Below are 25,160 nucleotides of genomic sequence, written 5' to 3'. Positions count from 1 at the left end.
CCTTACCTAATACGCTCCTGGGCGTGGTTGCGCTCCCTGCTGTCGCCCCGGCCAGACCGGAAGTCGCCTTCGCGACCTCGTTGCGCTCCCGCGGTGCCGTCCCGGCCGTCTACACCGGCTCCCGGACCCTGACATATGCCGCCCTGGCCGACCTCGTCGACGCGGCTGCCGCCGCCCTCGGCGGTGGTCGGCGCCTGGTGCTCCTGGCCGCCGACAACACCCTCGACGCGCTGGTGACCTACCTCGGGGCCCTCGCTGCCGGGCACGTGCCGTTGCTGGCCCCCGGCGACCGGGTGCAGCACCTCGACCGCCTCGCCGACGCCTACGACCCAGACGTCGTGGCCGGGCGCGGCCCGGCCGGCTGGCAGGTGGTCGACCGCCACGACCCGGCCTCGCCGGCCCACGACCTGCACCCCGACCTCGCGCTGCTCCTGCCCACGTCGGGGTCGACCGGCTCCCCCAAGGTCGTGCGGCTCTCACACGAGAACCTCGACAGCAACGCCCACGCGATCGCGGACGCGCTCGGCATCCGGTCGACCGACCGCGCCGTGACCAGCCTGCCGCTGCACTACTGCTACGGCCTGTCGGTGGTGCACAGCCACCTCGCCGCCGGCGCGAGCATCGTGCTCACCGAGCTCTCGGTCGTCGACCCCTGCTTCTGGCGGCTGTTCGACGAGACCGCCGCCACGACCCTGGCGGGGGTCCCGCACAGCTTCGACCTGCTGGAGCGCAGCGGGTTCGCCGACCGGCACCACCCGACGCTGCGCTGCGTCACCCAGGCCGGTGGGCGACTCGACCCGGAGGTCGTCACCCGTTTCGCCGACCTCGGGCGCGAGCAGGGCTGGGACCTGTTCGTCATGTACGGCCAGACGGAGGCCACCGCCCGGATGGCCGTCCTCCCGCCGGACCTCGCGGGCGTACGGCCGGGGACCGTGGGCGCTCCCGTGCCGGGTGGCTCGTTCCGCATCGAGCCCCTCGGGGAGATCGACTGCGGCTTCGGCGAGCTCGTCTACTCCGGCCCCAACGTCATGCTGGGCTACGCCCGGTCCTCGGCCGACCTCGCCCGCGGCCGTGACGTGACCGAGCTGCGGACCGGTGACCTGGCGCGGTTCGGACCCGACGGCCTCGTCGAGATCGTCGGCCGACGGAGCCGGTTCGCGAAGGTCATGGGCCTGCGCATCGACCTCGACCACGTCGAGCGCGACCTGCGCGACGCCGGGCACCCCACCCACTGCGTCGACCTCGGGGACGCGGTGGGTGTGCTCGCCGAACGCACCGGGGCCGGCCCGGAGGTGACGCAGGCGCTGCGCCGCCAGCACGGCATACCGGCGGCCGCGGTCGTCGTCCTCGACGGGCTGCAGGCCCCCCGGCTGGCCACCGGCAAGCCGGACTACCCACGCATCGCCGAGCTGCTGGGAGCCCACCGCGAGGCGCACCCGACCACCGACGAGGGCACGACGGCCGACGGGGACGTCGTGGCGCGCGTCGTCGGGCTGTACCGCAGGCTGCTGGACGCCCCGCACGCCACCGAGCGGACCAGCTTCGTCGACCTCGGTGGCGACTCCCTCTCCTACGTCGAGGTGTCGCTCCGTCTCGAGCGGGTCCTGGACGCGCTCCCGTCCGGCTGGCACCTCCTCGCCCCTGCCGAGCTCGTCGGTGCGGCTGCAGCGACCCGGCGCCCGGCGCGGACCTGGTTGCACCGCGTGGAGACCAGCGTCGTGCTGCGAGCCGTCGCCGTGCTGCTCATCCTCGCCAACCACACCCACCTGTCGTTCGTCCCCGGAGGCGCGCACACGCTGCTCGCGCTGGCCGGCTTCAACCTCGCCCGGTTCCAGCTCACCAGCCGCTCCCGCGGAGAGCGCGTGAAGGGCGTCGCCCGGAGCGCCCTGCGGATCTGGGCGCCCAGTGCGGCCTGGATCGGCGTCGTCGCCGTCGTGGCAGGCACCTACGACTGGCGCAACGTGCTGCTGCTCAACCAGGTGCTCGGCGACTGGTCACGCTGGTCCGACCACTGGCACTACTGGTTCGTCGAGGCGGTGGTCGCCCTGCTGCTCGGCACCGCCGCGCTCCTCGCGGTCCCGGCGGTGGACCGCTGGGAACGCCGTTGGCCATTCGCCCTCCCCGTCGCCCTCGTGGGCCTCGGCCTGCTGACGAGGTATGCCGTCGTGGTGCCCGACGCCGGCCCCTACCGAGGGGCCAACGCCTACGTCCTCATCTGGCTGTTCGCCACCGGCTGGGCCGCGGCACGGGCGTCGTCGACCGCCCAGCGTCTCCTGGTCTCGGCGATCCCGGTCCTCACGGTGCCGGGGTTCTGGCCGTCGATGCCGATGCGGGAGGTGACCATCATCGTCGGGCTGCTCGTCCTGGTCTGGGTGCCGACGGTCGTCCTGCCGGCGTTCCTCGGGCGGGCGGCTGCCGTGGTCGCCAGCGCCAGCCTGTTCGTCTACCTCACGCACTTCGTCGTCTACCCGCACATCATGGGGACGAGCTCGGTGCTCGCCATGGCCGCCTCCGTGGCCGTCGGGGTGGCCTACTGGCAGCTGTGGTTGCGCGTCGAAGCCGCGGCGGGGCGCCTCGTCGGCCGCGTGAAGGGGACCGCCGGCACCCCCTAGAGGTACTGGCCGGTGTTGGCGACGTTGTCGATCGACCGGCCCGGCTCGGTGCCGCTCTTGCCGGTGATGAGCGTGCGGATGTAGACGATCCGCTCGCCCTTCTTGCCGGAGATGCGGGCCCAGTCGTCCGGGTTGGTCGTGTTCGGCAGGTCCTCGTTCTCCTTGAACTCGTCCACGCAGCTCGCCAGCAGGTGGTCCACCCGGATGCCCTTGGCCCCGACCGTGAGGAAGTCCTTGATGGCCATCTTCTTGGCCCGGTCCACGATGTTCTGGATCATCGCGCCGGAGTTGAAGTCCTTGAAGTAGAGGACCTCCTTGTCACCGTTGGCGTACGTGACCTCGAGGAACCGGTTCTCCTCGATCTCGGAGTACATCCGCTCGACCGTGGCGGTGATCATCGCGTCGACCGTCGCCTGGGCGGAGCCGTCGTGCTCGGCCAGGTCGTGCGGGTGCAGCGGCAGGTCGGAGGTGAGGTACTTCGTGAAGATGTCGCGGGCGCTCTCGGCGTCGGGGCGCTCGATCTTGATCTTCACGTCGAGGCGGCCGGGCCGCAGGATGGCGGGGTCGATCATGTCCTCGCGGTTCGAGGCGCCGATGACGATGACGTTCTCGAGCCGTTCGACCCCGTCGATCTCCGACAGCAGCTGCGGCACGATCGTCGTCTCCACGTCGGAGGAGACCCCCGAACCGCGGGTGCGGAACAGGCTGTCCATCTCGTCGAAGAACACCACGACCGGCGTGCCACCCGACGCCTTCTCCCGGGCCCGCTGGAAGATCAGCCGGATGTGGCGCTCGGTCTCACCGACGTACTTGTTGAGCAGCTCGGGGCCCTTGATGTTGAGGAAGAACGACTTGCCGACCGGCTTGCCCTCCTTCTCCGCCACCTTCCGGGCCAGCGAGGACGCCACGGCCTTGGCGATGAGCGTCTTGCCGCACCCGGGCGGGCCGTAGAGCAGGACGCCCTTCGGGGGCTTGAGCTGGTGCTCGGTGAACAGGTCGGGATGCAGGTAGGGCAGCTCGACGGCGTCCCGGATGGCCTCGATCTGGCCGGCCAGCCCACCGATGTCCTCGTAGTCGATGTCGGGCACCTCCTCGAGGACGAGCTCGGACACCTCGGCCTTGGGGATGCGTTCGTAGACGAACCCGGACCTCGACTCCAGCATGAGCGCGTCGCCCACCCGGATCGGCTCCCCCTCGAGGGAGTCGGCCATGCGGACGACCCGCTCCTCGTCGGCGTGCGAGACGACCAGGACCCTGCCCTCCCCGAGCAGCTCCTTGATCATGACGACCTCGCCGATGCGCTCGTAGCCGCAGGTCGCCACGACGTTCATCGCCTCGTTGAGGCGTACCTCCCGACCGCTCGAGAGCTCGGACGGGTCGACGGCCGGGCTCACGGCCACGTGCATCTTGCGGCCGCCGGTGAGGATGTCGACCGTGGCGTCGTCGTAGGACTCGAGGATCACGCCATACGCAGCCGGGGGCTGGGCCAACCGGTCGACCTCGGACTTCAGGGTGACGATCTGCTCGCGCGCCTCCTTGAGGGTGCGCACGAGGCGTTCGTTCTGCGAGGAGATCGTCGCGAGGTTGGACTGCAGCTGCAGCACCTTGGTCTCGAGCTCGCGCGAGCGCACGGGGGCGTCGGCGAGCCGCTGCCGCAGGGCGGCGACCTCCTCGGAGAGGAGCTCCGCCTGGCGGCGCTCCTCGCTGCGGTCGGGGGTGGGCTGGCTGTGGTCGGTCATGTCGACTCCCTCGGTGGCGAACCTCGGTCATCGACCGTGCGGGGACGGCCGATAAGCAAACCTAACCCTGAACTACTCCGTGGTCTCGGAGGTTTGGGTCACAGAACGGCGAACCCGCCGGATCTTCTTGTCTGATGGGACGCGCTCGCCGATGTCCTCGGGCGTGAACTCCCCTTCGCGGCCGAAGCTGGAGTCCTGCACGGGTGCACCGTCCTCGTCGACCGAGCCCTTGCCGGGGCGGCGCTTGCGCAGCGGCGGGGTGACGCCGGGCGCGAGCCGACGGGTGGTGATGAGGAAGCCGGTGTGTCCGTGCATCCGGTGCTGCGGTCGCACGGCGAGCCCCTCGAGGTGCCAGCCGCGGACGAGGGACTCCCACGCCTCGGGCTCGGTGTAGCCGCCGTGCTCGCGGACACCCTCGGCCACGCGGGACAGCTGGGTGGCGGTGGCGACGTAGCAGATCAGCACTCCGCCGGGCAGGAGCGCGTCGGCGACGGCGTCCAGGCACTCCCACGGGGCGAGCATGTCGAGGACGACGCGGTCCACGCTGCCGGGCTCGACGTGCTGCGGCAGCTCCTCGACGAGGTCGCCGACGGTGACCTGCCACGCCGGGTGGTCCTGCCCGAAGAAGGCGCGGGCGTTGCCCTTGGCGATGTCGGCGAAGTCCTCGCGCCGTTCGAACGAGTGGACGTGGCCCGTCTCCCCCACGGCCCGCAGCAGGCTCATCGACAGCGCGCCGGAACCGACGCCGGCCTCGACGACCCGGGCGCCCGGGAAGATGTCGGCCATGGTGACGATCTGGCCGGCGTCCTTGGGGTAGACGACGGCGGCACCGCGTGGCATCGACATGACGTAGTCCGACAGCAGCGGCCGGAGGGCGAGGTACTCGACCCCGGCCGTGTTCCTGACGACGGACCCGTCGGGGCTGCCGATGAGGTCGTCGTGGGCGAGGCGTCCGCGGTGGGTGTGGAACTCGCGTCCCGCCTCGAGGGTGATCGTGTGCAGGCGCCCCTTCGGGTCGGTCAGCTGCACCCGCTCGCCCTCGGAGAACGTGCCACGGCGCAGGTCGGCCCCGGTCGCGGCGGGAGGGGTCTGGTCGGGGGTGCTGCTCATGGCGGCGAAGTCTAGTTCTCCCCGGAGCTGGCCCCGGACCCGCGGTCGTCGCACGACACCGGCGCACCGGAAGAGGCCGTCAACGGGGCTGGCCGAGCAGCTCTGGCAGGTCGACGGCCGCTGCCATCGCGGCATACCCGAGGTCGTTCGGGTGCAGGTGGTCCCCGCTGTCGTACGCAGCCACGAGACGGGTCGGCTGCACCGGGTCGCGCAGGGCGGCATCGAGGTCGAGCACCGCGTCGGGCTCCCCGGACCCGCGGATCCAGTCGTTGACGGCCACGCGCACGGCCTCGCGCTCCGGCGTCCAGCGTGGCCACCCCCGGAACGGTCCGATGGTGGCCACCACCACACGCACGTGGCGTTCGTGGGCGCGGACCAGGATCTCCCGGTAGGCGGCGACGAGGTCCTGCGGGTCCGTCTCCGACGGGTCCTGCTGGATGTCGTTGACGCCCTCGAGCACGACGACGGTCTCCACACCGCTCCGGGTCAGCACGTCCCGCGTGAACCGGCCCAGGGCGCGTTCCCCCTGCCCCTGGCCGTGGGCGTCGAGCAGGAGCCGGTTGCCGCTGATCCCGGCGTTGAGCACCCCGAACCTCAGCGCACGTGGCTCGGCCAGCACCCGGTCGGCGAGGCGGTCGGGCCAGCGGTGGTCGGCGTCCAGCGTCGAGGCCGCGCCGTCGGTGATCGAGTCGCCCAGGAACACGACCGACCCGGACGCCGTGGCGCGGACGTCCAAGCCGTCGAGGAACCAGAACGACGTCGTACGTCCCGGGAACGCTGCGACCGACGCCGACGCGGTCTGGTCACCGTGGCCGACGTACCCCGTCGAGTGCGCCTGGGGGTGGTAGGTCGCGGGTCCGGTCGGTCCGGGCAGGTGCAGGCTGACGAGCAGGTCACCGTCGTCCGGGACCACGATCGCCACCGGGTCGGAGGCGGTCGCCGAGCCCGCCGGTATGACGACGTGCCGGCTCCCGCCGAACGTGACGGGAACGAGGGTGGTCGGGTCGAGGTCACCGCGGAGCGCGCCGTGCCGGGTCGCGGGGCGCGCGAGGGTGGCGGAGACCGACAACGGCGAGGTGCCGTGGACGTTGGTGAGGCGCAGGCGGACGACGTCACCGCCCAGCGACACGTGGACGCGCTGGCGCAGGGTGACGTCGGTGAACCCCGCGAGCGCCTCCCCGGCCTGCGGCACGGCGACCGCCGTGGCCCAGGTGCCGACCCACCGGACCGGGGCCGCTGACGGGATGGCGGCCGGCGTGGCCCCATCCTCCTGCGGGACCTCGCCGCGCGACGGCTTCGGGGACACCGCCACCAGCGACCGGCTCGATCCGTCCGTGGGGGCGTCGGCCGACGCCGCACGGGTGAGGCCGCCCACGGACGCGATGCCCGCGAGCAGGACGACCGAGGCCAGGGCGGCTGCCGCGACCGCGTGGCGCCGGCGCCTGCGGGGCACCGGGGCGGAGGTCATGGGCCGGACCCTACGTCGCCCGAAATGTCCCATCAAGGGATGCCCGCGCATCCGGACCGAACGACCCACCGGCCGCGCTCAGCCGTTGAGGGCGCGACCGATGTCGGCGGCGTGCACGACGCCCACCACCCGGCCCTGGTGGACGACGGCGCCCACGGTGATCTGGAACTCCTGGAGGGCGGCGACCGCAGGCATCACGTCCCCCGCGGGGTCGGCCTCGATCACCCAGCCCGGGTGCTGCTGGCTGGCGACGGCGCTCACCGGCGTGTGGGGGCGCGCGTCCGGCGGCACCGACGACAGGTGGGCGGAGTCGACGTAGGCGGTGGGCCGCCCGTGCGCGTCCACGACGACGAGCTCGCCGCCCGGCGTGGCGGGCAGCTCGGCGACGTGTGCCGTCTCGGGCACCGCGATGGCCGGGTGCATCACCGAGCCCAGCCGCAGGCGACCGATCGTCGAGAGGGCCCGCCCGCGCCGGATCGACTCCGTCGCGCCGGTCCAGAGGATGGAGGCGATGAACAGCGACCAGATGTGGCTGAACCCGATCTGCTGACCAGTGGCCACGGGCCGGACGAAGAACCACAGGACGACCAGGGCCGCCAGGACACGGCCGCTCCAGCCGGCCACGACCGAGCCCTTGTTGCGGTCCCCGGTGACCTTCCACACGAGGCACTCGAGCACCTGCCCGCCGTCGAGCGGCATGCCGGGAAGGATGTTGAGGACGGCCAGCGAGCCGTTGATGATGACCAGTCCCTCGAGGATGCGCCCCGACACGTCGCCGGTCGCGGAGGGAAGGGCGAGCCACGCCAGCCCGGCGAACACCGCGTTCGAGGCCGGACCGGCGGCGGCGACGAGCGCCATCCGTCCCGGGGTGGTGCGACCGGCCTCCATCGAGGTGTGGCCGCCCCAGAGGTTCGCGACGATCCGGACCACGGGCATGCCGAAGGCCCTTGCCGTCGCGGCATGCGCGGCCTCGTGCACGAGCACGCTCACCAGGAGGACGAGGGCCTGCGCGATGCCGATGCCGATGCCGAGCAGCGGCCGCGTCCCCAGGAACGGGCGGGCCACGATCGCGGTGATGACCACGGCGATGAGGAACCAGCTGGGTGCGACGTAGACCGGGATCCCGGCGACCCGCGCGATGCGGACCCCGAGGCCGCGGTCCTGCTCGTCCTCGGGGGCGTGGTGCCCTCGGGCAGCGGTCGTCATGCCCTGACAGTACGTGAACCACCCGGACGTCCGAGCAGGCGCCGGTCCATACTTGACCGGTGCCCGACTCACCCGCATTCCAGCCCGACGCGACCGACCAGCTGAGGTCCGCCCTCACCGAGCGGATCCTCGTGATGGACGGCGCCATGGGCACGATGATCCAGCGGGAGGGACTGGGCGAGGACGACTACCGCGGCGAGCGCTTCGCCGACTGGCCGAGCGACCTCAAGGGGAACAACGACCTGTTGTCGCTGACCCAGCCCGAGATCATCGCCGGCATCCACACGGCATACCTCGAGGCGGGGGCCGACCTCGTCGAGACGAACACCTTCAACGCCCAGAAGATCTCCCTCGCCGACTACGGCATGGAGGACCTGGCGTACGAGATCAACCTCGAGTCGGCGCGCCTGGCCCGGGCCGCGTGCGACGCCATGACCGAGAAGACGCCGGACCGTCCGCGGTGGGTGCTGGGCGCGCTCGGCCCCACCAACCGCACCGCCTCGATCTCCCCCGACGTCAACGACCCCGGCAAGCGCAACGTCACCTTCGACGAGCTCGTGGACGCCTACACCGAGCAGGCCCGGGGGCTCGTCGACGGAGGTGCGGACGTCCTCATCGTCGAGACGATCTTCGACACCCTCAACGCCAAGGCCGCGATCTTCGCGCTCGAGACGTTGTTCGAGCAGCACGAGCGCCGGTGGCCGGTCATCATCTCCGGCACCATCACCGACGCGTCGGGACGCACCCTGTCCGGCCAGGTCACCGAGGCGTTCTGGAACTCCGTGCGCCACGCACGCCCGATCGCGGTCGGCCTCAACTGTGCGCTCGGCGCCGAGGAGATGCGCCCGTATGCCGCGGAGCTGGCACGCGTCGCCGACACCTTCGTGTCGTGCTACCCCAACGCCGGGCTGCCCAACGCCTTCGGGGAGTACGACGAGCTGCCCGACCAGATGGCGGCGATCGTGGGCGAGTTCGCGCAGGCCGGGCTGGTCAACCTGCTGGGCGGATGCTGCGGCACGACGCCGGACCACATCGCGGCGATCGCCAAGGCCGCCAGCGACCAGTCGCCCCGCGTCCCCCCGGAGGTCTCCCCCGCCCTGCGGCTGTCCGGCCTCGAGCCGTTGACCGTCACCGAGGAGTCGCTGTTCGTCAACGTCGGTGAGCGCACCAACATCACCGGGTCGGCACGGTTCCGCAAGCTCATCCAGGCCGAGGACTACGGCACGGCGCTCAACGTGGCCCGCCAGCAGGTCGAGGCCGGGGCCCAGGTCATCGACATCAACATGGACGAGGGCATGATCGACGGCGTCGCCGCGATGGACCGCTTCGTCAAGCTCGTCGCGAGCGAGCCCGACATCTCCCGGGTGCCGCTGATGGTCGACTCCTCGAAGTGGGACGTCATCGAGGCCGGCCTGAAGTGCGTGCAGGGCAAGCCGATCGTCAACTCCATCTCCATGAAGGAGGGCGTCGAGCCGTTCGTCGAGCACGCGCGGCTGTGCCGCAAGTACGGCGCGGCGATCGTCGTGATGGCCTTCGACGAGGACGGCCAGGCCGACTCCCTCGAACGACGCAAGGTGATCTGCCAGCGGGCCTACGACATCCTCACGCAGGAGGTTGGCTTCCCTGCCGAGGACATCATCTTCGACCCCAACATCTTCGCCGTGGCCACGGGCATCGAGGAGCACGCGGCCTACGGGACCGACTTCATCGAGGCCACGCGCTGGATCAAGGAGAACCTCCCTGGGGCCCTGGTCTCCGGCGGCGTCTCCAACGTCTCCTTCTCGTTCCGTGGCAACAACGCCGTCCGTGAGGCGATCCACGCGGTGTTCCTCTTCCACGCCATCCGGGCGGGGATGGACATGGGCATCGTCAACGCCGGCGCCCTCGTCGTCTACGACCAGGTCGACGCGACCCTGCGCGAGCGCATCGAGGACGTGGTCCTCAACCGCCGCCCCGACTCGACCGAGCGGCTGCTCGAGATCGCCGACTCGTTCAACACCGGTGACACCAAGCAGGAGGCGATCGCCGAGGAGTGGCGGTCCCTGCCCGTCGGCGAACGCATCACCTACGCCCTGGTCAAGGGCATCGACGAGCACGCCGAGTCCGACACCGAGGAGCTGCGCCAGGAGATCAGCGACCGCGGCGGGCGGCCGATCGAGGTCATCGAGGGCCCCCTCATGGACGGCATGAACGTCGTGGGTGACCTCTTCGGCAGCGGCAAGATGTTCCTGCCGCAGGTCGTGAAGTCGGCCCGCGTCATGAAGAAGGCGGTGGCCTACCTCATCCCGTTCATCGAGGCGGAGAAGACCGAGGCCGAGGTCGCCGAGAACCGCAGCAAGGGCAAGATCGTCCTCGCCACCGTCAAGGGCGACGTGCACGACATCGGCAAGAACATCGTCGGCGTGGTGCTGCAGTGCAACAACTACGACGTCGTCGACCTCGGCGTCATGGTGCCCGCGCAGAAGATCATCGACGCGGCGAAGGCCGAGAAGGCGGACGTGATCGGCCTGTCCGGCCTCATCACCCCGAGCCTGGACGAGATGGTCAACTTCGCCTCCGAGATGGAGCGCCAGGGCCTCGACCTGCCGCTGCTCATCGGAGGTGCCACGACCTCACGGGCGCACACGGCCGTCAAGGTCGACCAGCAGTACCACGGGCCCGTCGTGTGGGTGAAGGACGCGTCCCGCTCCGTCCCGGTCGTGTCCAAGCTGCTCGCGGACGACCAGCGCGAGGTCCTCATGGCCGACGTCAAGGCCGACTTCGACGCCCTGCGCGCCCGGCACGCGGCCAAGTCGACCGAACGCCCGCTCGTCTCGATCGAGGTCGCCCGCGAGAAGGCCACCCCGATCGACTGGTCCGGCTACCGCCCGCCGGTCCCCCACCTCGTCGCCGCCCAGGAGAAGGAGCTGCTGCGCCGGCAGTCGGGTCACCAGCGCCCCACGGTGACGCAGTTCGTCAAGACGTTCACCGACTACCCCATCGCTGAGCTGCGCGACTACATCGACTGGCAGCCGTTCTTCCTCGCGTGGGAGATGAAGGGCCGCTTCCCTGACATCCTCAACAACCCCGCGACGGGCGAGGCCGCCAGCAAGCTCTACGAGGACGCCCAGCGGATGCTCGACCGCGTCATCGACGAGAAGTGGCTGCGCGCCAGTGGCGTGCTCGGGCTCTTCCCGGCGAGCTCGGTCGGCGACGACATCGAGGTCTACACGGACTCGTCGCGCGCGACCGTGGCGACCACCCTGCACACGCTGCGCCAGCAGGGGCAGCACCGCCAGGGTGTGCCGAACCGCGCGATGTCGGACTTCGTGGCACCCAAGGAGACCGGGCTGCGCGACCACGTCGGCGCCTTCGCCGTGACGGCCGGGCTCGGGTCCGCCGAGCGGGTGGCCGACTTCAAGGCCGCCAACGACGACTACTCGGCGATCCTGCTCGAGTCCCTCGCCGACCGGCTGGCCGAGGCCTTCGCGGAACGGCTGCACGAGCGCGTCCGCCACGACTTCTGGGGGTACGCACCGGACGAGCACCTGCGCAACACCGACCTCATCGCCGAGAAGTACGTCGGCATCCGCCCCGCGCCGGGCTACCCCGCCTGCCCCGACCACACCGAGAAGGAGCTCCTCTGGGAGCTGCTCGACGTCAAGGAGCGCACGGGGATCGAGCTCACCGAGTCGATGGCCATGTGGCCGGGGGCCGCGGTGTCCGGCTGGTACTTCTCGCACCCGCAGTCGCAGTACTTCGTCGTCGGCCGCCTCGGGCGCGACCAGGTCGAGGAGTACGCCGAGCGCAAGGGCTGGACGCTGCGCGAGGCCGAGCGCTGGCTCAGCCCGAACCTGGGCTACCTGCCCGAGGACTGAGCGCACGCCATACCTGTGGACGCGTTCACGACCCGTCCACAGGTATGGCGCGGCCCGCGCGGCCGTGTCGGTCGGGGCACCTAGAGTGCGGGTCATGGTTCCCGCTCTCTCGCCGAGCCGTGCGTCCGACTTCAAGCAGTGCCCGCTGCTGTACCGGTTCCGCACGATCGACAAGCTGCCCTCGCCGCCCAGCCCCGCTGCGGCGCGCGGGACGCTCGTGCACGCGGTCCTCGAGCGCTTGTTCGACCTGCCGGCGGACGAGCGCACCCCGGCCGCGGCCCAGGCCCTCCTCGGCCCGCAGTGGAGCGCGCTGGTCGAGGAGGAGCCCGAGCTGGCCGCGATGATCGCCGACGACGCCAAGCTGACCGAGGACGGCTGGTTCAGCGACGCGCAGGCCCTCATCGAGACGTGGTTCACCCTCGAGGACCCGACGAGGCTGGAGCCCGCCGAGCGGGAGCTCTACGTCGAGACCGACGTCGACGGGCTCGTGCTGCGCGGCTACGTCGACCGCCTCGACGTGGCGCCGGACGGGGCGATGCGCGTCGTCGACTACAAGACCGGCCGGTCGCCGAGCGAGCTGTTCGAGGGCAAGGCGCTGTTCCAGATGAAGTTCTACGCCCTCGTGCTCTGGCGGCTCCGCGGGGAGATCCCGCGACTGCTCCAGCTCGTCTACCTCGGCAACGGCGAGGTCGTCCGGTACGCGCCGGACGAGCACGACCTGCTCAGCCTGGAGCGCAACCTCAAGGCGGTCTGGGTCGCGATCGAGCGGGCCGCGACGACCGGCGACTGGCGACCCAAGACGTCCAAGCTCTGCGACTGGTGCGACTTCCGCGAGTTCTGCCCCGCGTGGGGTGGCACGCCCCCGCCGCTGCCGGAGAACGCCGCGCTCATCGCGCTCAACCCTGCCGTGTCCGGGCAGGTCGAGCCCACGGACGAGTAGCCGCGCGGGCCCTGCCCGACGCAGGACCTGCCTACTTCCGACGGGACCCGTCGAACAGGCTGACCAGGTCGGCCGGGGCCAGCCCCCGAAGGCTCGGCACCTGCACCGCCCCGGCGGTCACGGGCACCGGGACGACGTGCGGCACCGCGATCGTCGGCACCCCTGCCGAGACGGCCGACCGCACCCCGGTCGGGGAGTCCTCGATCGCGACGCAGTCGCCGACCTCGACGCCGAGGGCGCGGGCGGCCGCGAGGTACGGCTCGGGGTGGGGCTTGCCGTGTTCGACCTCGTCGCCGGTGATGACCGCGGCGAAGGTGCCCTCGGGGAGGGCCCCCACCACGCTGTCGGCCAGCGACCGCCACGACATGGTGACCAGGGCGTTGGGGACTCCTGCGGCCTGGAGCGCGTCGAGCAGCTCGAGCGCACCCGGCCGCCACGGCACGTGCTCCTGAACCTGGACGACCACCCGGCGGAGCAGCTCCTCGATGATCTCGAGGGGCTCGAGCTCCACGGGGCTGTTGTCGCGGATGAACTCGGCGGAGACCATGAGGTCGTTGCCGACGAGCTGGTGGGCGTACTCGTCGTTCCAGACCCCGCCGGCCTCCTCGACGATCGCGTGCTCGGCCGTGATCCAGTACGGCTCGGTGTCGACGAGGGTGCCGTCCATGTCCCAGAACACCGCGGCGGGGAGCCCTGCCTCCGGTGCGGAGGGCGACGTGCTGGGCGTGGACATGACTGGGGTGCTCCGCGCGGTCGGTGGGGCAGGCTGGGACGGCGCGCCCGACTATACGCAGCCTCTCCGGTGGTGCCGCACCGCGGACCGTAGGCTGGGAGGACGAGGTGTGCCGTCGGCAACGGGCCGGCCCGGGCAAGGAGGAACAGTGATCGAGCTCGAAGACGTACCGGAGCTCAACAACCCGGTCGTCATCGCCGCCTTCGAGGGCTGGAACGACGCCGGCGAGGCCGCCACCGCAGCCATCGACCACCTCATCGACGTGTGGGACGCCGAGGCCATCGCCGCGCTGGACCCGGAGGAGTACTACGACTTCCAGGTCAACCGCCCCCGCGTGGTCCTCGACGACGGCCGCCGCCGCATCCACTGGCGCACCACCCGGATCCTGGTCGCGACGAGTGACGCGCTGGAGCGCGACATCGTCCTCATCCAGGGCATCGAGCCCTCCTTCCGCTGGCGCGCGTTCACGATCGAGCTGATGGAGTTCGCCCAGCAGGTGGGGGCGAGCACCGTGGTCACGCTCGGCGCGCTCATGGCCGACGTCGCACACACCCGACCCATCCCGGTGACCGCGACGTCCGACGACGAGGACGTCCTGCACCGCTTCGACCTCGAGCCGAGCCGCTACGAAGGACCGACCGGCATCGTCGGGGTCCTCGCCGACGCGGCCACCCAGTCAGGCCTGCAGTCGATCTCCTGCTGGGCCGCCGTGCCGCACTACGCCGGCCACTCCCCCTCGCCCAAGGCCACCCTGGCGCTGGTGTCCCGGCTGGAGGAGCTGCTCGACCTCCCCATCCCGCACGGTGACCTCACCGACGGGGCCAAGGCGTGGGAGCGCGGCATCAACGAGCTCGCCGAGACCGACGACGAGGTCGCGGAGTACGTCCAGTCCCTCGAGGAGGCCCAGGACACCGCCGACCTCCCCGAGGCCAGCGGCGACGCGATCGCCCGCGAGTTCGAGCGCTACCTGCGTCGTCGGGGCCAGGACGGCCCCGGCTAGCGACCTCCGGTCAGACCCGGACGCCCAGGATGGCGTCCAGGGCCCGGGCGAGGACGCCCGCCGAGGTGGCGTCACGGCCCCCGCGCGTCAGGCACTCCTTGGCCCAGCGGTCCACCGCAGCCAGCGCGCCCGGCGTGTCGAGGTCGTCGGCGACGTGGCGCCGCACCTGCTCGATCGTCTCCTCGGCGTCCGGGGCGGCGTTGACGGACAGCGCGGCACGCCACGTCTCGAGTCGCGCCTGCGCCTGCGCGAGCAGGTCGTCGGTCCACGACCACTCGGTCCGGTAGTGCTGCGAGAGCAGGGCCAACCGGATCGCCATGGGGTCGACGCCGTCCGCGCGCAGCTTCGAGACGAGCACGAGGTTGCCCTTGGACTTGCTCATCTTCTCGCCGTCGAGACCGACCATCGCCTGGTGGGCGTAGGTGCGGGCGAACGGGCGTTCCTCGGTGAGGACGACGGCCTGGGTCGCACTCATCTCGTGGTGGGGGAAGATCAGGTCGGTGCCGCCACCCTGCACGTCGAAGCTCATGCCGAGGTGGTCCAGCGCGATGGCGGTGCACTCGATGTGCCATCCGGGGCGGCCGGCGGGGAGCCCGTCGACCTCCCACGACGGCTCGCCCTCCCGGGCCGAGCGCCACAGCAGCGGGTCGAGGGCGTCGCGCTTCCCGGGCCGGTCGGGGTCGCCCCCGCGCTCGGCGTAGACCGCGAGCATCTCCTCCCGGGTCCAGTTCGAGACCGACCCGAAGCCCTCGTCGCTGGTCAGGTCGAGGTACAGGTCGTTGCCCTCGGACTCGGCCGTCTCGACCTCGTAGGCAGCACCGGTGGCCAGCAGCCCGCGCACGGCGGCCGCGACCGGCTCGATGCTCTCGACGACGCCGATGTAGTGGTCCGGCGGCACGACCGCGAGGGCGGTCATGTCCTCGCGGAACAGTGCGATCTCGCGGTGGGCGAGGTCCTGCCAGCGGACGCCGTCGCGCTCGGCCCGCTCGATCAGGGGGTCGTCGACGTCGGTGATGTTCTGGACGTACTCGACCTCGTGGCCCGCGTCGCGCAGCGCGCGGCCGAGGACGTCGAACGTCACGTAGGTCGCGGCGTGACCCATGTGCGTCGCGTCGTACGGCGTGATGCCGCAGACGTACATCCGCGCCGTCGGCCCCGGCGTCAGGGGCCGCACACCGCCCGTGGCGGTGTCGAAGACCTGGACCGGGTGGCCGGTGCCGGGGACGGCGGGGAGGAACGGGGTGGGCCAGGAGATCACAGCGGAACTCTACGGTGAGCCCTCACAGGGGCGGCCACGGGATGGCCGGCCACTGCCCGGACGGCATCGGGTATGCCGCGCGGTCGAGCAGGCGGCGCCCCCTGCCGAGCAGGGCTGCGACCTCGTCGATGGTCAGCAGGCCGTCCAGGTCGACCCGCAGCTCGGAGTCCTCGTCCTCGACGAGGTCGCACACCCTCGCCACGCGGGCGAGCTCGGTGTCCGGCAGCGGCTCACCGGCGAAGCCCCACAGCACCGTCCGCAGCTTGGGCTCCTGGTGCAGGCTGACGCCGTGGTCGAACCCGCGCAGGCGGTCTCCGTCACGCACGAGGTGGGAGCCCTTGCGGTCGGAGTTGTTGACGAGGGCGTCGAAGACGGCGACGGACCGGGCCGCCGGGGTGTCCTCGTGGACGACCACGACCGGCTGGCCCAGCTCGTTCTCCCCACGCAGGACCGGCAGCCAGCCGCGGGGAACCTGCTTGGGTGCGACCAGGTCGACAGGGTGCTCCGGCTCCTCGCCGGGGTCACCCACCCACTGCTGGACCGAGCCGATCCCCTGGGGGCCGGACCGCAGGACGGTCGGGGGGACGACGTCCCAGCCACCGGCGGCGCTGATGAGGTAGCAGGCGACCTCGCGGCCCGCGAGGGTGCCGTCGGGGAAGTCCCACAGCGGCCGCTCCCCCTGCACCGGCTTGTAGATCGCGTAGGGGCCACCGGCGCCGACGCGCACGAGGACGGCGAGGTTCGACGCGTCGGCCAGCCGGCCGACCACCTCCAGGTCCGCCCTCGAGAGGACGTCGAGCAGGGCCGCGTCAGCGGACTGGCTCGCGCTCAGCGCTTGTAGCCGTTCGCGCGCGGGCAGATGTGACCCTCGGTCTCGAGGGGGCCACCGCAGAAGGGGCAGGGCGGACGACCGGCGGCGACGATCGACTGGGCGCGACGGGCGAAGGCCCTCGCCCGTGCCGGCGAGAGCACGACCCGCACCTGGCGGGGCTCGGACGCCAGCACCTCCGGGTCACCCGCCTCGGGCTCGTCCGGGTCGCGGTCGAGCGCCTCGATGATGACGACCTGACGGTCCTCGTCCCAGGCCAGCGCCAGGGTGTTGACGCGGAAGTCGTCCTCGATGGGGGTGTCGAGCGGTGCGTTGTCGACGACCTCCGCCGCGGCGTGGTCACCGCCCATCCCACCGGCATAGCTGTCGAGGAGGTCGTTGATGCGGGTCGCCAGGACCCGGACCTGCTCCTTCTCGAGCGAGACGCTGCTGATGCGGCGCCCCTCGCTGGCCTGGAGGAAGAAGGTCCGCTGGCCGGGGGGCCCCACGGTGCCGGCGACGAACCGGTCCGGCGGGTCGAACTCGAGCAGCGACATGCCCAAAACTCTAACCGGCTCCCCCGCCGACCTGCGCATCACCCGTCGGCGGCGCGTCCTTCGGCGGCACGAAGCGGGTCAGGTCCGGGGTCAGCTCGTTGGCCGCGAGGAGGAACGTGTGCCGTCCGCCGTAACGGATCGCCGACACCGACGCGGGGTCGGCGGTGTAGCGCTGGAAGTGGCCGAGCCCCGATCCCGTGGCGTCCGCGAGCAGCGCCTTGACGAGGTCGCCGTGGCTCACCGCGACCCAGATGGCCGTGTCGCCGTGCTCGGCCGCGACCTCGGCATCGATGCGCCGCACCGCGGCCACCACCCGGTCGCTCATCTCCTGCAGGCTCTCCGCGGCATACGTCTCGTGGTCCGGGAAGCGCGCGGAGGCGGGGTCGTCCTGGACGGTGGACCACAGCGGTTCCTTCGCGAGCTCGGCGAGCTTGCGCCCGCTCCAGGCGCCGTACGCGCACTCCTGGAGGTCGTCCTCCACCTGCACGGTCGCGCCGACGGCCTCGGCGAGCGGCGCCGCGGTCTCGAGGCAGCGCTCGAGCGGGCTGCTCACGACCCGGACCGGGGTGAGGTCGGTGAAGCGTTCGCCGAGGCGCTGCGCCTGTTCGCGACCGCGGTCCGTGAGGTGGACCCCGGGCAGCCGTCCGGCGAGGATCCCCTCGCCGTTCGCGCTGGAGTGGCCGTGGCGGACGAGCAGCAGGGTGGGCACGCGGGAACTCTACGGCCGGTCGCTCGCACCGACTGCACGGACGTGGTGGAGTAGCCCCGTGATCGTCGACCAAGCCATCTACCGCGACGGGGTCCGCCAGGCGTGCGGAGACCTGAGCGAGGCCCTGGAAGCGCTGCGCACCGGGGACGACCCGCACGCGTTCCTGTGGATCGGGCTGAAGGACCCCACGGACGCGGAGTTCGACCTCGTCAACGACGAGCTCAAGCTGCATCCGCTCGCCGTCGAGGACGCGGTCAAGGGCAACCAGCGGGCCAAGGTCGAGCTCTACGACAACACGATCTTCGTGGTCCTCAAGACCCTGAGGTACCTCGACGAGACCAGCGACGTCGAGACCGGCGAGGTGATGCTCTTCGTCGGCGACCGTTTCGTCGTCACCGTCCGGTACGGCGAGCTCAGCCCGCTGGCCGCCGTGCGCAAGCGCCTCGAGGCAGCCCCCGACATGCTGCGCCACGGCGAGATCTCGGTGCTGCACGCCGTCATGGACGCCATCGTGGACAACTACGTCGAGATCGACGCCGAGCTGCAGACCGACCTAGAGCAGATCGAGGCGGCGGTCTTCGGCGGGCGCGGTCACGCAGACTCCGAGCAGATCTACAGCCTCAAGCGCGAGGTCGTGGAGTTCCGCCGGGCCGCGACCCCCCTCGCCGCGCCGCTCAACATGCTGCACGACGGCTCGCGCAGCCCGGTGTCCGTCAAGGAGATGCGGCTGCTCTTCCGCGACGTCGCCGACCACCTCCTGCGCGTCATCGACCACGTGGAGTCGTACGACCGACTGCTCACCGACGTCCTCAACGCGCACCTCGCGCAGATCACCGTGCAGCAGAACAGCGACATGCGGAAGATCTCGGCGTGGGTCGCGATCGCCGCGGTGCCGACGATGATCGCCGGCATCTACGGCATGAACTTCGACAACATGCCGGAGCTCAAGTGGCGGTACGGCTACTTCATCGTCCTGGCCGTCATGGCCGGGGCCTGCGGCAGCCTCTACCGCGCGTTCCGCCGCTCCGGCTGGCTCTGACGACGAAGGGGCGGCCCGGTGACCCGGCCCGCCCCTGTCGTCACCTCCGTCAGGTGGCGGTCATCCAGCCTGCGGACAGCACGACGATGAGCACCACACCCAGCAGGACGCGGTACCAGACGAACGCGGTGATCTTGTTGGAGCTGACGAACTTGAGCAGCCAGGCGATGGACGCGTACGCCACGACGAACGACACCACGACGCCCACGACCATCTGGCCGACGCCGAGCAGCTTGAGGTGGTCGGCCTCGCTGACCATCTCGAACAGGCCCGCCGCGGTCAGGGCGGGGATGGCCATGAAGAACGACAGGCGGGTGGCCGTGAGTCGGTCGAGGCCACGGAACAGCCCGGCCGAGATCGTCGCTCCCGAGCGGGAGACGCCGGGGACCAGCGAGGCGCACTGCACGAGGCCGATGACGATCCCGTCGCGCAGGGTCACCTGTCCCTCGCCCCGCTCCTCCCCGTGCTTGACCAGGGCCGCGTGACGCGTCTCCGCGAGGTACATCACCGCGCTCCACAGGATGAGCGCCCCGGCGACCACCCAGAGGCTGCGCAGCGGTCCGCTGATCGCGTCCTTGGCGAGGAAGCCGACGATGCCCACCGGGATCGACCCGACGATGACGGCCCACGCCAGCTGGTAGTCGTGGTGGGTCCGGCCCTCGGCCCGCGTCAGTCCCCCGACCCAGGCGACGAGCAGCCGCACGATGTCCTTGCGGAAGTAGAGAAGCGTGGCCAGGATCGCGCCGAGCTGGATCACGGCGGTGTAGGCCGTGACGCCCGGGTCGTCGATCTTCAGGTCGAGCAGCTTCTCGGTGATGGTGAGGTGGCCGGTCGAGGAGACCGGCAAGAACTCGGTGAGTCCTTCGACGATGCCGAGGATCACGGCGTCGAGGTAGCTGAGGGTCACGGCTCTACTTTCGAGGGCGGGGACTGGGCAGGTTCAGCCGACAGTCTCCCGCATGACCTCGGCCATGGTCCGCACGACATGCAGCCGTGCGTCGAGGCTCCCTGCGAAGGGGGCGACGGAGAGCGTCCCGACGCCCGCGGCGGCATACCGGCCGATGCGCTCGGCGATGCGCGCCTTGGGTCCGATGAGGGACGTGGCGTCGATGAACTCGAACGGCACGGCGGCCGCGGCGTCACGGTGCTGCTTGGCGAGGTAGAGGTCCTGGACCTTCGCGGCGGCGTCCTCGAAGCCCATCCGGCAGGCGAGCTGGTTGTAGAAGTTCTGCTCACGCGAACCCATGCCGCCGATGTACAGGGCAGCGTAGGGGCGGATCGCGTCCGCCGCGGCCTCGACGTCGTCGGCGACGACCACCGGCACCGACGGGGCGATGTCGAAGCCGGCCAAGGGGTTCTCGTCCGTGCCGCGACCAGCGCGACGGCGCCCGGCGACGACGCTGGCCACCTGGTCGCCGGAGTGCTCGGGGCTGAAGAAGATGGCGTGCCACCCGTCCGCGACCTCGCCGGCGAGCTCGAGGTTCTTGGGACCCACGGCCGCCAGGTAGATCGGCAGGTCGGTGCGAGGCGGGTGGATGGTGAGCTTGAGCGCCTTGCCCGGGCCGTCGGGCAGCGGGAGCGTGAAGTGCTTGCCGGAGTAGGAGACCGTGTCGCGGCGCAGGGCCATGCGGACGATGTCGACATACTCACGGGTTCGGCCCAGCGGTGCCGCGAAGCGCACCCCGTGCCAGCCCTCGCTCACCTGCGGGCCGCTGACCCCGAGGCCGAGCCGGAACCTGCCGCCCGACAGGGTGTCGAGCGTGGCTGCGGTCATCGCCGTCATCGCCGGGGTACGGGCGGGAATCTGCATGACGGCTGCCCCGAGGTGGATCTTCTCGGTCAGGGCGCCGATCCAGGACAGCACGGTGGGGACGTCGGACCCGTACGCCTCCGCCACCCAGGCGACGGCGTAGCCGAGCCGGTCGGCCTCCTGCGCGACCGCGACGTTGTCCTGGTCCATGCCCATGCCGAAGTAGCCGAGGTTCACACCGAGTTCCATGGACCGAGGCTAGCGGCGGAGCCCTCGCTGCGTGCCGAAGCCGGGTGCCGGCCGAGCCCCTTGCGCGTGCCGCGGCCCGGGGCGGGCGACCCCGGCGACTACGGTGAGTGACCATGCGCCAGCGACGAATGGGGACCTCAGGCCTGTCCGTGTCCCGGCTGGCCCTCGGCACGATGACCTGGGGCCGCACCACCGACGAGGAGAATGCCCGCGAGCAGCTCCGGACCTTCCTCGACGCCGGGGGCAACCTCCTCGACACCGCCCACGGCTACTCCGACGGTGCGGCCGAGGAGATCATCGGCCGGCTCATGGGCGACGCCGTGGACCGCGAGGACGTCATGCTCTGCACCAAGTCCGGGATCTCGCGCCGCTCGGGGCAGCGGGTCGTCGACACCTCGCGCCACAGCCTCCTGCGCCAGCTGGACACCTCGCTGGAACGCCTCGGCACCGACCACGTCGACCTGTGGCTGGTGCACACCTGGTCCGACGAGGCGCCGCTCACCGAGACCCTGTCAGCCCTGGAGTGGGCGGTGGCGACCGGGCGTGCGAGGTATGTCGGCGTGTCCAACTTCAGCGGGTGGCAGAGCGCCCGGGCGTTCTCGCTGCTCGAGCAGGCGCGAGTTCCGTTGGTGGCCAACGAGGTCGAGTACTCCCTGGTCAACCGCAACCCGGAGCCCGACCTGCTCGAGGCCGCGCAGGCCCTGGGGTTCGGCATCCTGCCGTGGTCGCCGCTCGGGCGAGGCGTGCTCACCGGCAAGTACCGGCACGGGATCCCTGCCGACTCCCGAGCCGCCTCCCGCGACTTCCCGCGCTTCACCGCCCGCTACCTCGACGACCGCAGCACCAACATCGTCGAGGCTCTCGCCATCGCGGCCAAGGGCCTCGAGGTCAGCACCACCGAGGTCGCCCTGGCCTGGGTGCGGGACCGACCCGGGGTGGTCAGCCCCGTCGTCGGGGCCCGGACCACGGCCCAGCTGCGCACGTCGCTGGCGAGCGAGCAGCTCGAGCTGCCGGCCGAGCTCGTGGCAGCACTGGACGAGGTGTCCGACTGACGGTCGGCCTCAGCGAGCCTCAGCGCTGCGCGTGGTCCGCGTCGTGGGAGTGGCCCTGGTCGTCGTCGTCATCGTCCGAGTCGTCGTCGTCATCGTCGGAGTCATCGTCCGAGTCGTCGTCCGAGTCGTCGTCCGAGTCGTCGTCGGCGTCGTCGTAGTCCGCGTCGTCCAGCCCCGAGTAGACCGTGCCGTCGCCGTCCTCGTCGGAGTGGTCGTCGAGCTCTTCGTCGTCGTCCTCGTCGTCCTCGTCATCGCCGTCGTAGATGTCCAGGGGCGTCATCTCGCCGTAGGCCTGGAGCAGGGCGTCGTCGTAGGAGGCGAAGGCGTCGGCGAGGTCGTCGTACGTCGCGATGACCGTCGGATCGTCCTCCCCGCGCTTGGAGGCGGAGGCCTCGAGGTGCCGCTCGAATGCGGCGACGAGGTCGGCCAGCGCGCCACGCGGGTCTGCGGTCATGTGCCGACCGTAGCGGGTTCTGGGTGACAATGGCGTCGATGGTCGAGTACGAGTACCGCGTGGTGAGCTTCACGCGAGGAGACAGCCGTTCCGAGATCAGGCGCGCCCTGGTGGAGCACGCCGAGTACGGCCACTGGGAGCTGCACCGGACCCGGATCTACCTCGGGGGCATCCAGCGGACCTGGCTGCGGCGCAAGATCATCCGCGTGCCGCGTTCGTCCTGAGGGCCACCCGGGCGCGTCGGGTCAACAGCACCCCGAGCCACAGCAGGCCTGCACCGACCAGGGCCATCGGGACCGGGTCGGTGCCCGTGAAGGCCAGACCGGCGGGCAGGGCCGAGGCCGCGCCCGGGGTGTGGCCGGCGGCGGGGTGACCCGGGGTGCCCGAGGACGGCGTGTGCCCGGCGGGCGGAGCCCCGGCACCACGGGGGCACGACACGACGAGGCGCTGGAGCGGCACACCGGCGGCCGTGAGCTCCTTGATGAGGTCGCGGTCGAGCACGACGAGGGTGGTCTGCACCGGCACGACCTGGCGGGTCACCCGCACACAGGCACCCAGGAGGCCCTTGACCGTCGCGTCGATCGACAGGACGTGGTCACCGGCGGGCACGGCCCCCTTGGGGCAGGGCGCGAGGGCCTGGGGGAACTGCTTGACCAGCGGCGAGGACAGGTCCACCCCCGCCGCCTTGAGGTCGACGCGCACCGCGGGTGACGAACCGCCCGTGGGGATGAGGCAGACGGTGGCTGCCGGGGAGTCCACGACCGCGCCGTCGGCAGGCGCGCTGCCAGCGGATGAACCCGCACCCTTGCCCGAGGCCCCGGACGACGTCGCGCTCGGGCCGTGAGCGGTGCCGGTGCCCGACGAGGAAGGGTGGGCGGACGAGGTCGGCGAACCCGTCCCGGTCGGGGCCGTGCTGGTCGCCCCGGGAACCGGCAGCCCGAGACCCCCGGTGGCACCCTTCACCGTGGAGGTGACCCCACCGACGGCCGTGCTCACGGGCTCGGGCAGCCCCAGCGCGTGCGACGGCGAGGTGGCCAGGCCGCACAGCGCGACGGCCACGCCGAGGGCAGCGGCCGAACGAAGGGCGAGCAGGCGGGGACGACGCCGAGTCATGGTGGCTCCTTTGCCGGACACACGGGGGTTGTATCCGGTCAAACGAGACAGCGGGGCGAACGCTACGGGTCAGTAGCAAACGCGTGCGAGAGGCCGGTATGGCGCGCGGCCGGGCCACGCGCCATACCTCCTGTCAGCAGGTGGCGATGAAGCGCTGGAGCACCTTGGCGCCGAACTCGAGGGCCGACACCGGCACCCGCTCGTCGATGCCGTGGAACATCGGGGCGAAGTCCAGGTCGGCGGGGAGCTGCAACGGGGCGAAGCCGTAGCCGGTGATGCCCAGGGTGCTCAGGGCCTTGTTGTCCGTGCCGCCGGAGAGGCAGTAGGGCAGGACCTGCGCACCCGGGTCCTCGGCGAGCAGCGCGGCGGTCATCGCGTCGACCAGCTCACCCTCGAAGGGCGAGTCGAGGGCGATGTCGCGGTGGACGACCTGCACCTCGACCTTGTCGCCGGCAAGCTCGCGGATCGTCGCGAGCAGGTCCTCGTCGTGACCCGGGAGGAAGCGGCAGTCGAGCGCGGCGCTGGCGCTCTGCGGGATGACGTTGTGCTTGTAGCCGGCCTCGGCCATCGTGAAGTTCGCGGTGTCCTGCAACGTCCCCCGGACGAACCCCTGGGCGCCTCCAAGGTGCTCGAGCAGCTCGTCGAGGTCCTCGTCGGAGTAGCTCGTGCCGGTGAGGTCGCTCAGCCCGTCGAGCAGCTCGCGGACCGACGCGATGTACTCGCGGGGCCACTTGTGCGCGTTGATCCGGCTGATCGCCTCGGCCAGGTGGACGATCGCGTTGTCGGGGTTCGGGACCGAGCCGTGGCCGGCGCGTCCGGTGGCCACGAGGCGCAGCCAGAGGATCCCCTTCTCGGCGGTCTGCACGAGGTACGCGCGGGTCTGCTCTCCGTCCTTGGTGGGCACGGTGACGCTGTAGCCCCCCACCTCGCTGACGGCCTCGGTCACCCCGTCGAACAGCTCGGGCCGGGTCTTCACGACATGGTGCGAACCCTTGACCCCACCGGCCTCCTCGTCGGCGAAGAAGGCGAAGACGACGTCCCGCGGCGGCTTGGCGCCGCGGCGGGCGAGGTCGCGGATGTTGGCCAGGATCATGGCATCCATGTCCTTCATGTCCACGGCTCCGCGTCCCCAGACGCACCCGTCGCGCAGCTCGGCGCTCAGCGGGTCGACCTGCCAGTCGGCGGCGTTGGCCGGCACCACGTCGAGGTGGCCGTGGATGCACAGGGCCGGGCGGCTGCGGTCCTCGCCCTCGACCCGCACGATGACGCTCGTGCGGCCGGGGTCGCTCTCGACCACGGTCGGATCCAGGCCGACCTCACGCAGCTGGGCGACGACGTAGGCGGCCGCCTCCTTCTCCCCCGGCCCGCTGCCGTCCCCGTAGTTCGTGCTGTCGATGCGGATGAGGTCCCGGCAGATCCGGACGACCTCGTCGACGGGACCTTCGACTTCGCGGGCAGGGCTGGTGACGTCGCTCATGCCGTCCACACTAGGCGCGCGGGAGGGAA

21 protein-coding genes are annotated in these 25,160 nt (G+C 71.5%); 7 read left to right on the top strand and 14 right to left on the bottom strand.

Going from position 1 to position 25,160, the window contains the following annotated elements:
* The first annotated feature begins 23 nt into the window (after positions 1 to 23).
* A complete protein-coding gene (locus ASC58_RS08560; protein WP_157598408.1) occupies positions 24 to 2,612 on the top strand; it encodes an AMP-binding protein in 2,589 nt (862 codons plus the stop codon).
* Here ASC58_RS08560 and arc read toward each other — a convergent pair.
* The 4 genes from arc to ASC58_RS08540 all read right to left on the bottom strand — a co-directional run bounded on the left by arc (position 2,609) and on the right by ASC58_RS08540 (position 8,135).
* Complete coding sequence (gene arc, locus ASC58_RS08555) at positions 2,609 to 4,351, bottom strand: proteasome ATPase (RefSeq protein WP_056914398.1); 1,743 nt, start codon at positions 4,349 to 4,351, stop codon at positions 2,609 to 2,611. The genes ASC58_RS08560 and arc overlap by 4 nt on opposite strands.
* Before the next feature lie 72 nt (positions 4,352 to 4,423).
* Complete coding sequence (locus ASC58_RS08550) at positions 4,424 to 5,461, bottom strand: tRNA (adenine-N1)-methyltransferase (RefSeq protein WP_056918988.1); 1,038 nt, start codon at positions 5,459 to 5,461, stop codon at positions 4,424 to 4,426.
* Positions 5,462 to 5,540: 79 nt separating this feature from the next.
* Positions 5,541 to 6,929, bottom strand: a complete 1,389-nt coding sequence (locus ASC58_RS08545; protein ID WP_082553101.1) for an SGNH/GDSL hydrolase family protein — start codon at positions 6,927 to 6,929, stop codon at positions 5,541 to 5,543.
* 78 nt (positions 6,930 to 7,007) lie between these two features.
* Positions 7,008 to 8,135 carry a site-2 protease family protein gene (locus ASC58_RS08540; protein ID WP_082553100.1) on the bottom strand — a complete coding sequence of 376 codons (1,128 nt, stop codon included), beginning with the start codon at positions 8,133 to 8,135 and terminating at the stop codon, positions 7,008 to 7,010.
* A 134-nt stretch (positions 8,136 to 8,269) separates the two neighbouring features.
* Between ASC58_RS08540 and metH the strand changes: the two genes are divergently transcribed.
* Both metH and ASC58_RS08530 read left to right on the top strand, forming a co-directional pair.
* Complete coding sequence (gene metH, locus ASC58_RS08535) at positions 8,270 to 11,992, top strand: methionine synthase (protein ID WP_235529186.1); 3,723 nt, start codon at positions 8,270 to 8,272, stop codon at positions 11,990 to 11,992.
* Between the two features lie 94 nt (positions 11,993 to 12,086).
* A complete protein-coding gene (locus ASC58_RS08530) occupies positions 12,087 to 12,932 on the top strand; it encodes a PD-(D/E)XK nuclease family protein (protein WP_056914395.1) in 846 nt (281 codons plus the stop codon).
* Positions 12,933 to 12,963: 31 nt separating this feature from the next.
* On the opposite strand, the gene ASC58_RS08525 is transcribed toward ASC58_RS08530, so the two are convergent.
* Positions 12,964 to 13,665, bottom strand: coding sequence for an HAD family phosphatase (locus ASC58_RS08525; protein WP_056918986.1), 702 nt, complete (start codon positions 13,663 to 13,665; stop codon positions 12,964 to 12,966).
* A gap of 148 nt (positions 13,666 to 13,813) precedes the next feature.
* Here ASC58_RS08525 and ASC58_RS08520 point away from each other — a divergent pair, with 148 nt between their 5' ends.
* On the top strand, positions 13,814 to 14,665 hold the full coding sequence (locus tag ASC58_RS08520; RefSeq protein WP_056914393.1) for a PAC2 family protein: 852 nt from the start codon (positions 13,814 to 13,816) through the stop codon (positions 14,663 to 14,665).
* Between the two features lie 10 nt (positions 14,666 to 14,675).
* On the opposite strand, the gene mshC is transcribed toward ASC58_RS08520, so the two are convergent.
* From mshC to ASC58_RS08500, 4 genes are read right to left on the bottom strand one after another with little or no spacing between them, the layout of a single operon-like run.
* On the bottom strand, positions 14,676 to 15,923 hold the full coding sequence (mshC, locus tag ASC58_RS08515; protein WP_056914392.1) for a cysteine--1-D-myo-inosityl 2-amino-2-deoxy-alpha-D-glucopyranoside ligase: 1,248 nt from the start codon (positions 15,921 to 15,923) through the stop codon (positions 14,676 to 14,678).
* Positions 15,924 to 15,945: 22 nt separating this feature from the next.
* Complete coding sequence (locus tag ASC58_RS08510; RefSeq protein ID WP_056914391.1) at positions 15,946 to 16,725, bottom strand: SCO1664 family protein; 780 nt, start codon at positions 16,723 to 16,725, stop codon at positions 15,946 to 15,948.
* Positions 16,726 to 16,751: 26 nt separating this feature from the next.
* Positions 16,752 to 17,288, bottom strand: coding sequence for a DUF3090 domain-containing protein (locus ASC58_RS08505; RefSeq protein WP_056914390.1), 537 nt, complete (start codon positions 17,286 to 17,288; stop codon positions 16,752 to 16,754).
* A gap of 10 nt (positions 17,289 to 17,298) precedes the next feature.
* Complete coding sequence (locus ASC58_RS08500) at positions 17,299 to 17,997, bottom strand: MSMEG_4193 family putative phosphomutase (RefSeq protein ID WP_056914389.1); 699 nt, start codon at positions 17,995 to 17,997, stop codon at positions 17,299 to 17,301.
* Positions 17,998 to 18,055: 58 nt separating this feature from the next.
* Between ASC58_RS08500 and corA the strand changes: the two genes are divergently transcribed.
* Positions 18,056 to 19,036: a magnesium/cobalt transporter CorA gene (gene corA, locus ASC58_RS08495; RefSeq protein ID WP_056914388.1), complete on the top strand. Its 981-nt coding sequence runs from the start codon at positions 18,056 to 18,058 to the stop codon at positions 19,034 to 19,036.
* A gap of 49 nt (positions 19,037 to 19,085) precedes the next feature.
* Here the strand turns inward: corA and ASC58_RS08490 are convergent, their stop codons facing one another.
* Positions 19,086 to 19,943 carry an undecaprenyl-diphosphate phosphatase gene (locus ASC58_RS08490; RefSeq protein ID WP_056918985.1) on the bottom strand — a complete coding sequence of 286 codons (858 nt, stop codon included), beginning with the start codon at positions 19,941 to 19,943 and terminating at the stop codon, positions 19,086 to 19,088.
* A gap of 33 nt (positions 19,944 to 19,976) precedes the next feature.
* A complete protein-coding gene (locus ASC58_RS08485; RefSeq protein ID WP_056914386.1) occupies positions 19,977 to 21,035 on the bottom strand; it encodes an LLM class F420-dependent oxidoreductase in 1,059 nt (352 codons plus the stop codon).
* 113 nt (positions 21,036 to 21,148) lie between these two features.
* On the opposite strand from ASC58_RS08485, the gene ASC58_RS08480 reads away from it, so the two are divergent.
* Positions 21,149 to 22,087: an aldo/keto reductase gene (locus ASC58_RS08480; protein ID WP_056914385.1), complete on the top strand. Its 939-nt coding sequence runs from the start codon at positions 21,149 to 21,151 to the stop codon at positions 22,085 to 22,087.
* 19 nt (positions 22,088 to 22,106) lie between these two features.
* Here the strand turns inward: ASC58_RS08480 and ASC58_RS08475 are convergent, their stop codons facing one another.
* Positions 22,107 to 22,541, bottom strand: coding sequence for a hypothetical protein (locus tag ASC58_RS08475; protein ID WP_056918984.1), 435 nt, complete (start codon positions 22,539 to 22,541; stop codon positions 22,107 to 22,109).
* A 38-nt stretch (positions 22,542 to 22,579) separates the two neighbouring features.
* Between ASC58_RS08475 and ASC58_RS08470 the strand changes: the two genes are divergently transcribed.
* Positions 22,580 to 22,765: a DUF5703 family protein gene (locus ASC58_RS08470; RefSeq protein WP_056917068.1), complete on the top strand. Its 186-nt coding sequence runs from the start codon at positions 22,580 to 22,582 to the stop codon at positions 22,763 to 22,765.
* On the opposite strand, the gene ASC58_RS08465 is transcribed toward ASC58_RS08470, so the two are convergent.
* Together ASC58_RS08465 and ASC58_RS08460 are read right to left on the bottom strand one after the other, a co-directional pair.
* Complete coding sequence (locus tag ASC58_RS08465; RefSeq protein ID WP_056918983.1) at positions 22,740 to 23,654, bottom strand: hypothetical protein; 915 nt, start codon at positions 23,652 to 23,654, stop codon at positions 22,740 to 22,742. The genes ASC58_RS08470 and ASC58_RS08465 overlap by 26 nt on opposite strands.
* Positions 23,655 to 23,787: 133 nt before the next feature.
* Positions 23,788 to 25,131 (bottom strand): M20/M25/M40 family metallo-hydrolase, encoded by a 1,344-nt coding sequence (locus tag ASC58_RS08460; RefSeq protein WP_056914382.1) that lies wholly within the window; start codon positions 25,129 to 25,131, stop codon positions 23,788 to 23,790.
* Positions 25,132 to 25,160 lie beyond the last annotated feature (29 nt).

The organism is Phycicoccus sp. Root101, assembly GCF_001426245.1.
Taxonomy (GTDB): domain Bacteria; phylum Actinomycetota; class Actinomycetes; order Actinomycetales; family Dermatophilaceae; genus Pedococcus.
The sequence above is the reverse complement of the archived record's forward strand: the minus strand, read 5'-3'. Positions and strand labels throughout refer to the sequence as shown.

Excerpts from the sequence above, each read along its gene's own strand:
- ASC58_RS08550 (WP_056918988.1), bottom strand. The coding sequence starts at position 5,461 with ATGAGCAGCACCCCCGACCAGACCCCTCCCGCCGCGACCGGGGCCGAC.
- ASC58_RS08530 (WP_056914395.1), top strand. The coding sequence starts at position 12,087 with ATGGTTCCCGCTCTCTCGCCGAGCCGTGCGTCCGACTTCAAGCAGTGC.
- ASC58_RS08485 (WP_056914386.1), bottom strand. The coding sequence starts at position 21,035 with ATGGAACTCGGTGTGAACCTCGGCTACTTCGGCATGGGCATGGACCAG.
- ASC58_RS08505 (WP_056914390.1), bottom strand. The coding sequence starts at position 17,288 with ATGTCGCTGCTCGAGTTCGACCCGCCGGACCGGTTCGTCGCCGGCACC.
- ASC58_RS08475 (WP_056918984.1), bottom strand. The coding sequence starts at position 22,541 with ATGACCGCAGACCCGCGTGGCGCGCTGGCCGACCTCGTCGCCGCATTC.
- ASC58_RS08460 (WP_056914382.1), bottom strand. The coding sequence starts at position 25,131 with ATGAGCGACGTCACCAGCCCTGCCCGCGAAGTCGAAGGTCCCGTCGAC.
- ASC58_RS08525 (WP_056918986.1), bottom strand. The coding sequence starts at position 13,665 with ATGTCCACGCCCAGCACGTCGCCCTCCGCACCGGAGGCAGGGCTCCCC.
- ASC58_RS08465 (WP_056918983.1), bottom strand. The coding sequence starts at position 23,654 with ATGACTCGGCGTCGTCCCCGCCTGCTCGCCCTTCGTTCGGCCGCTGCC.
- arc (WP_056914398.1), bottom strand. The coding sequence starts at position 4,351 with ATGACCGACCACAGCCAGCCCACCCCCGACCGCAGCGAGGAGCGCCGC.
- ASC58_RS08540 (WP_082553100.1), bottom strand. The coding sequence starts at position 8,135 with ATGACGACCGCTGCCCGAGGGCACCACGCCCCCGAGGACGAGCAGGAC.
- ASC58_RS08480 (WP_056914385.1), top strand. The coding sequence starts at position 21,149 with ATGCGCCAGCGACGAATGGGGACCTCAGGCCTGTCCGTGTCCCGGCTG.
- ASC58_RS08470 (WP_056917068.1), top strand. The coding sequence starts at position 22,580 with ATGGTCGAGTACGAGTACCGCGTGGTGAGCTTCACGCGAGGAGACAGC.
- ASC58_RS08545 (WP_082553101.1), bottom strand. The coding sequence starts at position 6,929 with ATGACCTCCGCCCCGGTGCCCCGCAGGCGCCGGCGCCACGCGGTCGCG.
- metH (WP_235529186.1), top strand. The coding sequence starts at position 8,270 with ATGGACGGCGCCATGGGCACGATGATCCAGCGGGAGGGACTGGGCGAG.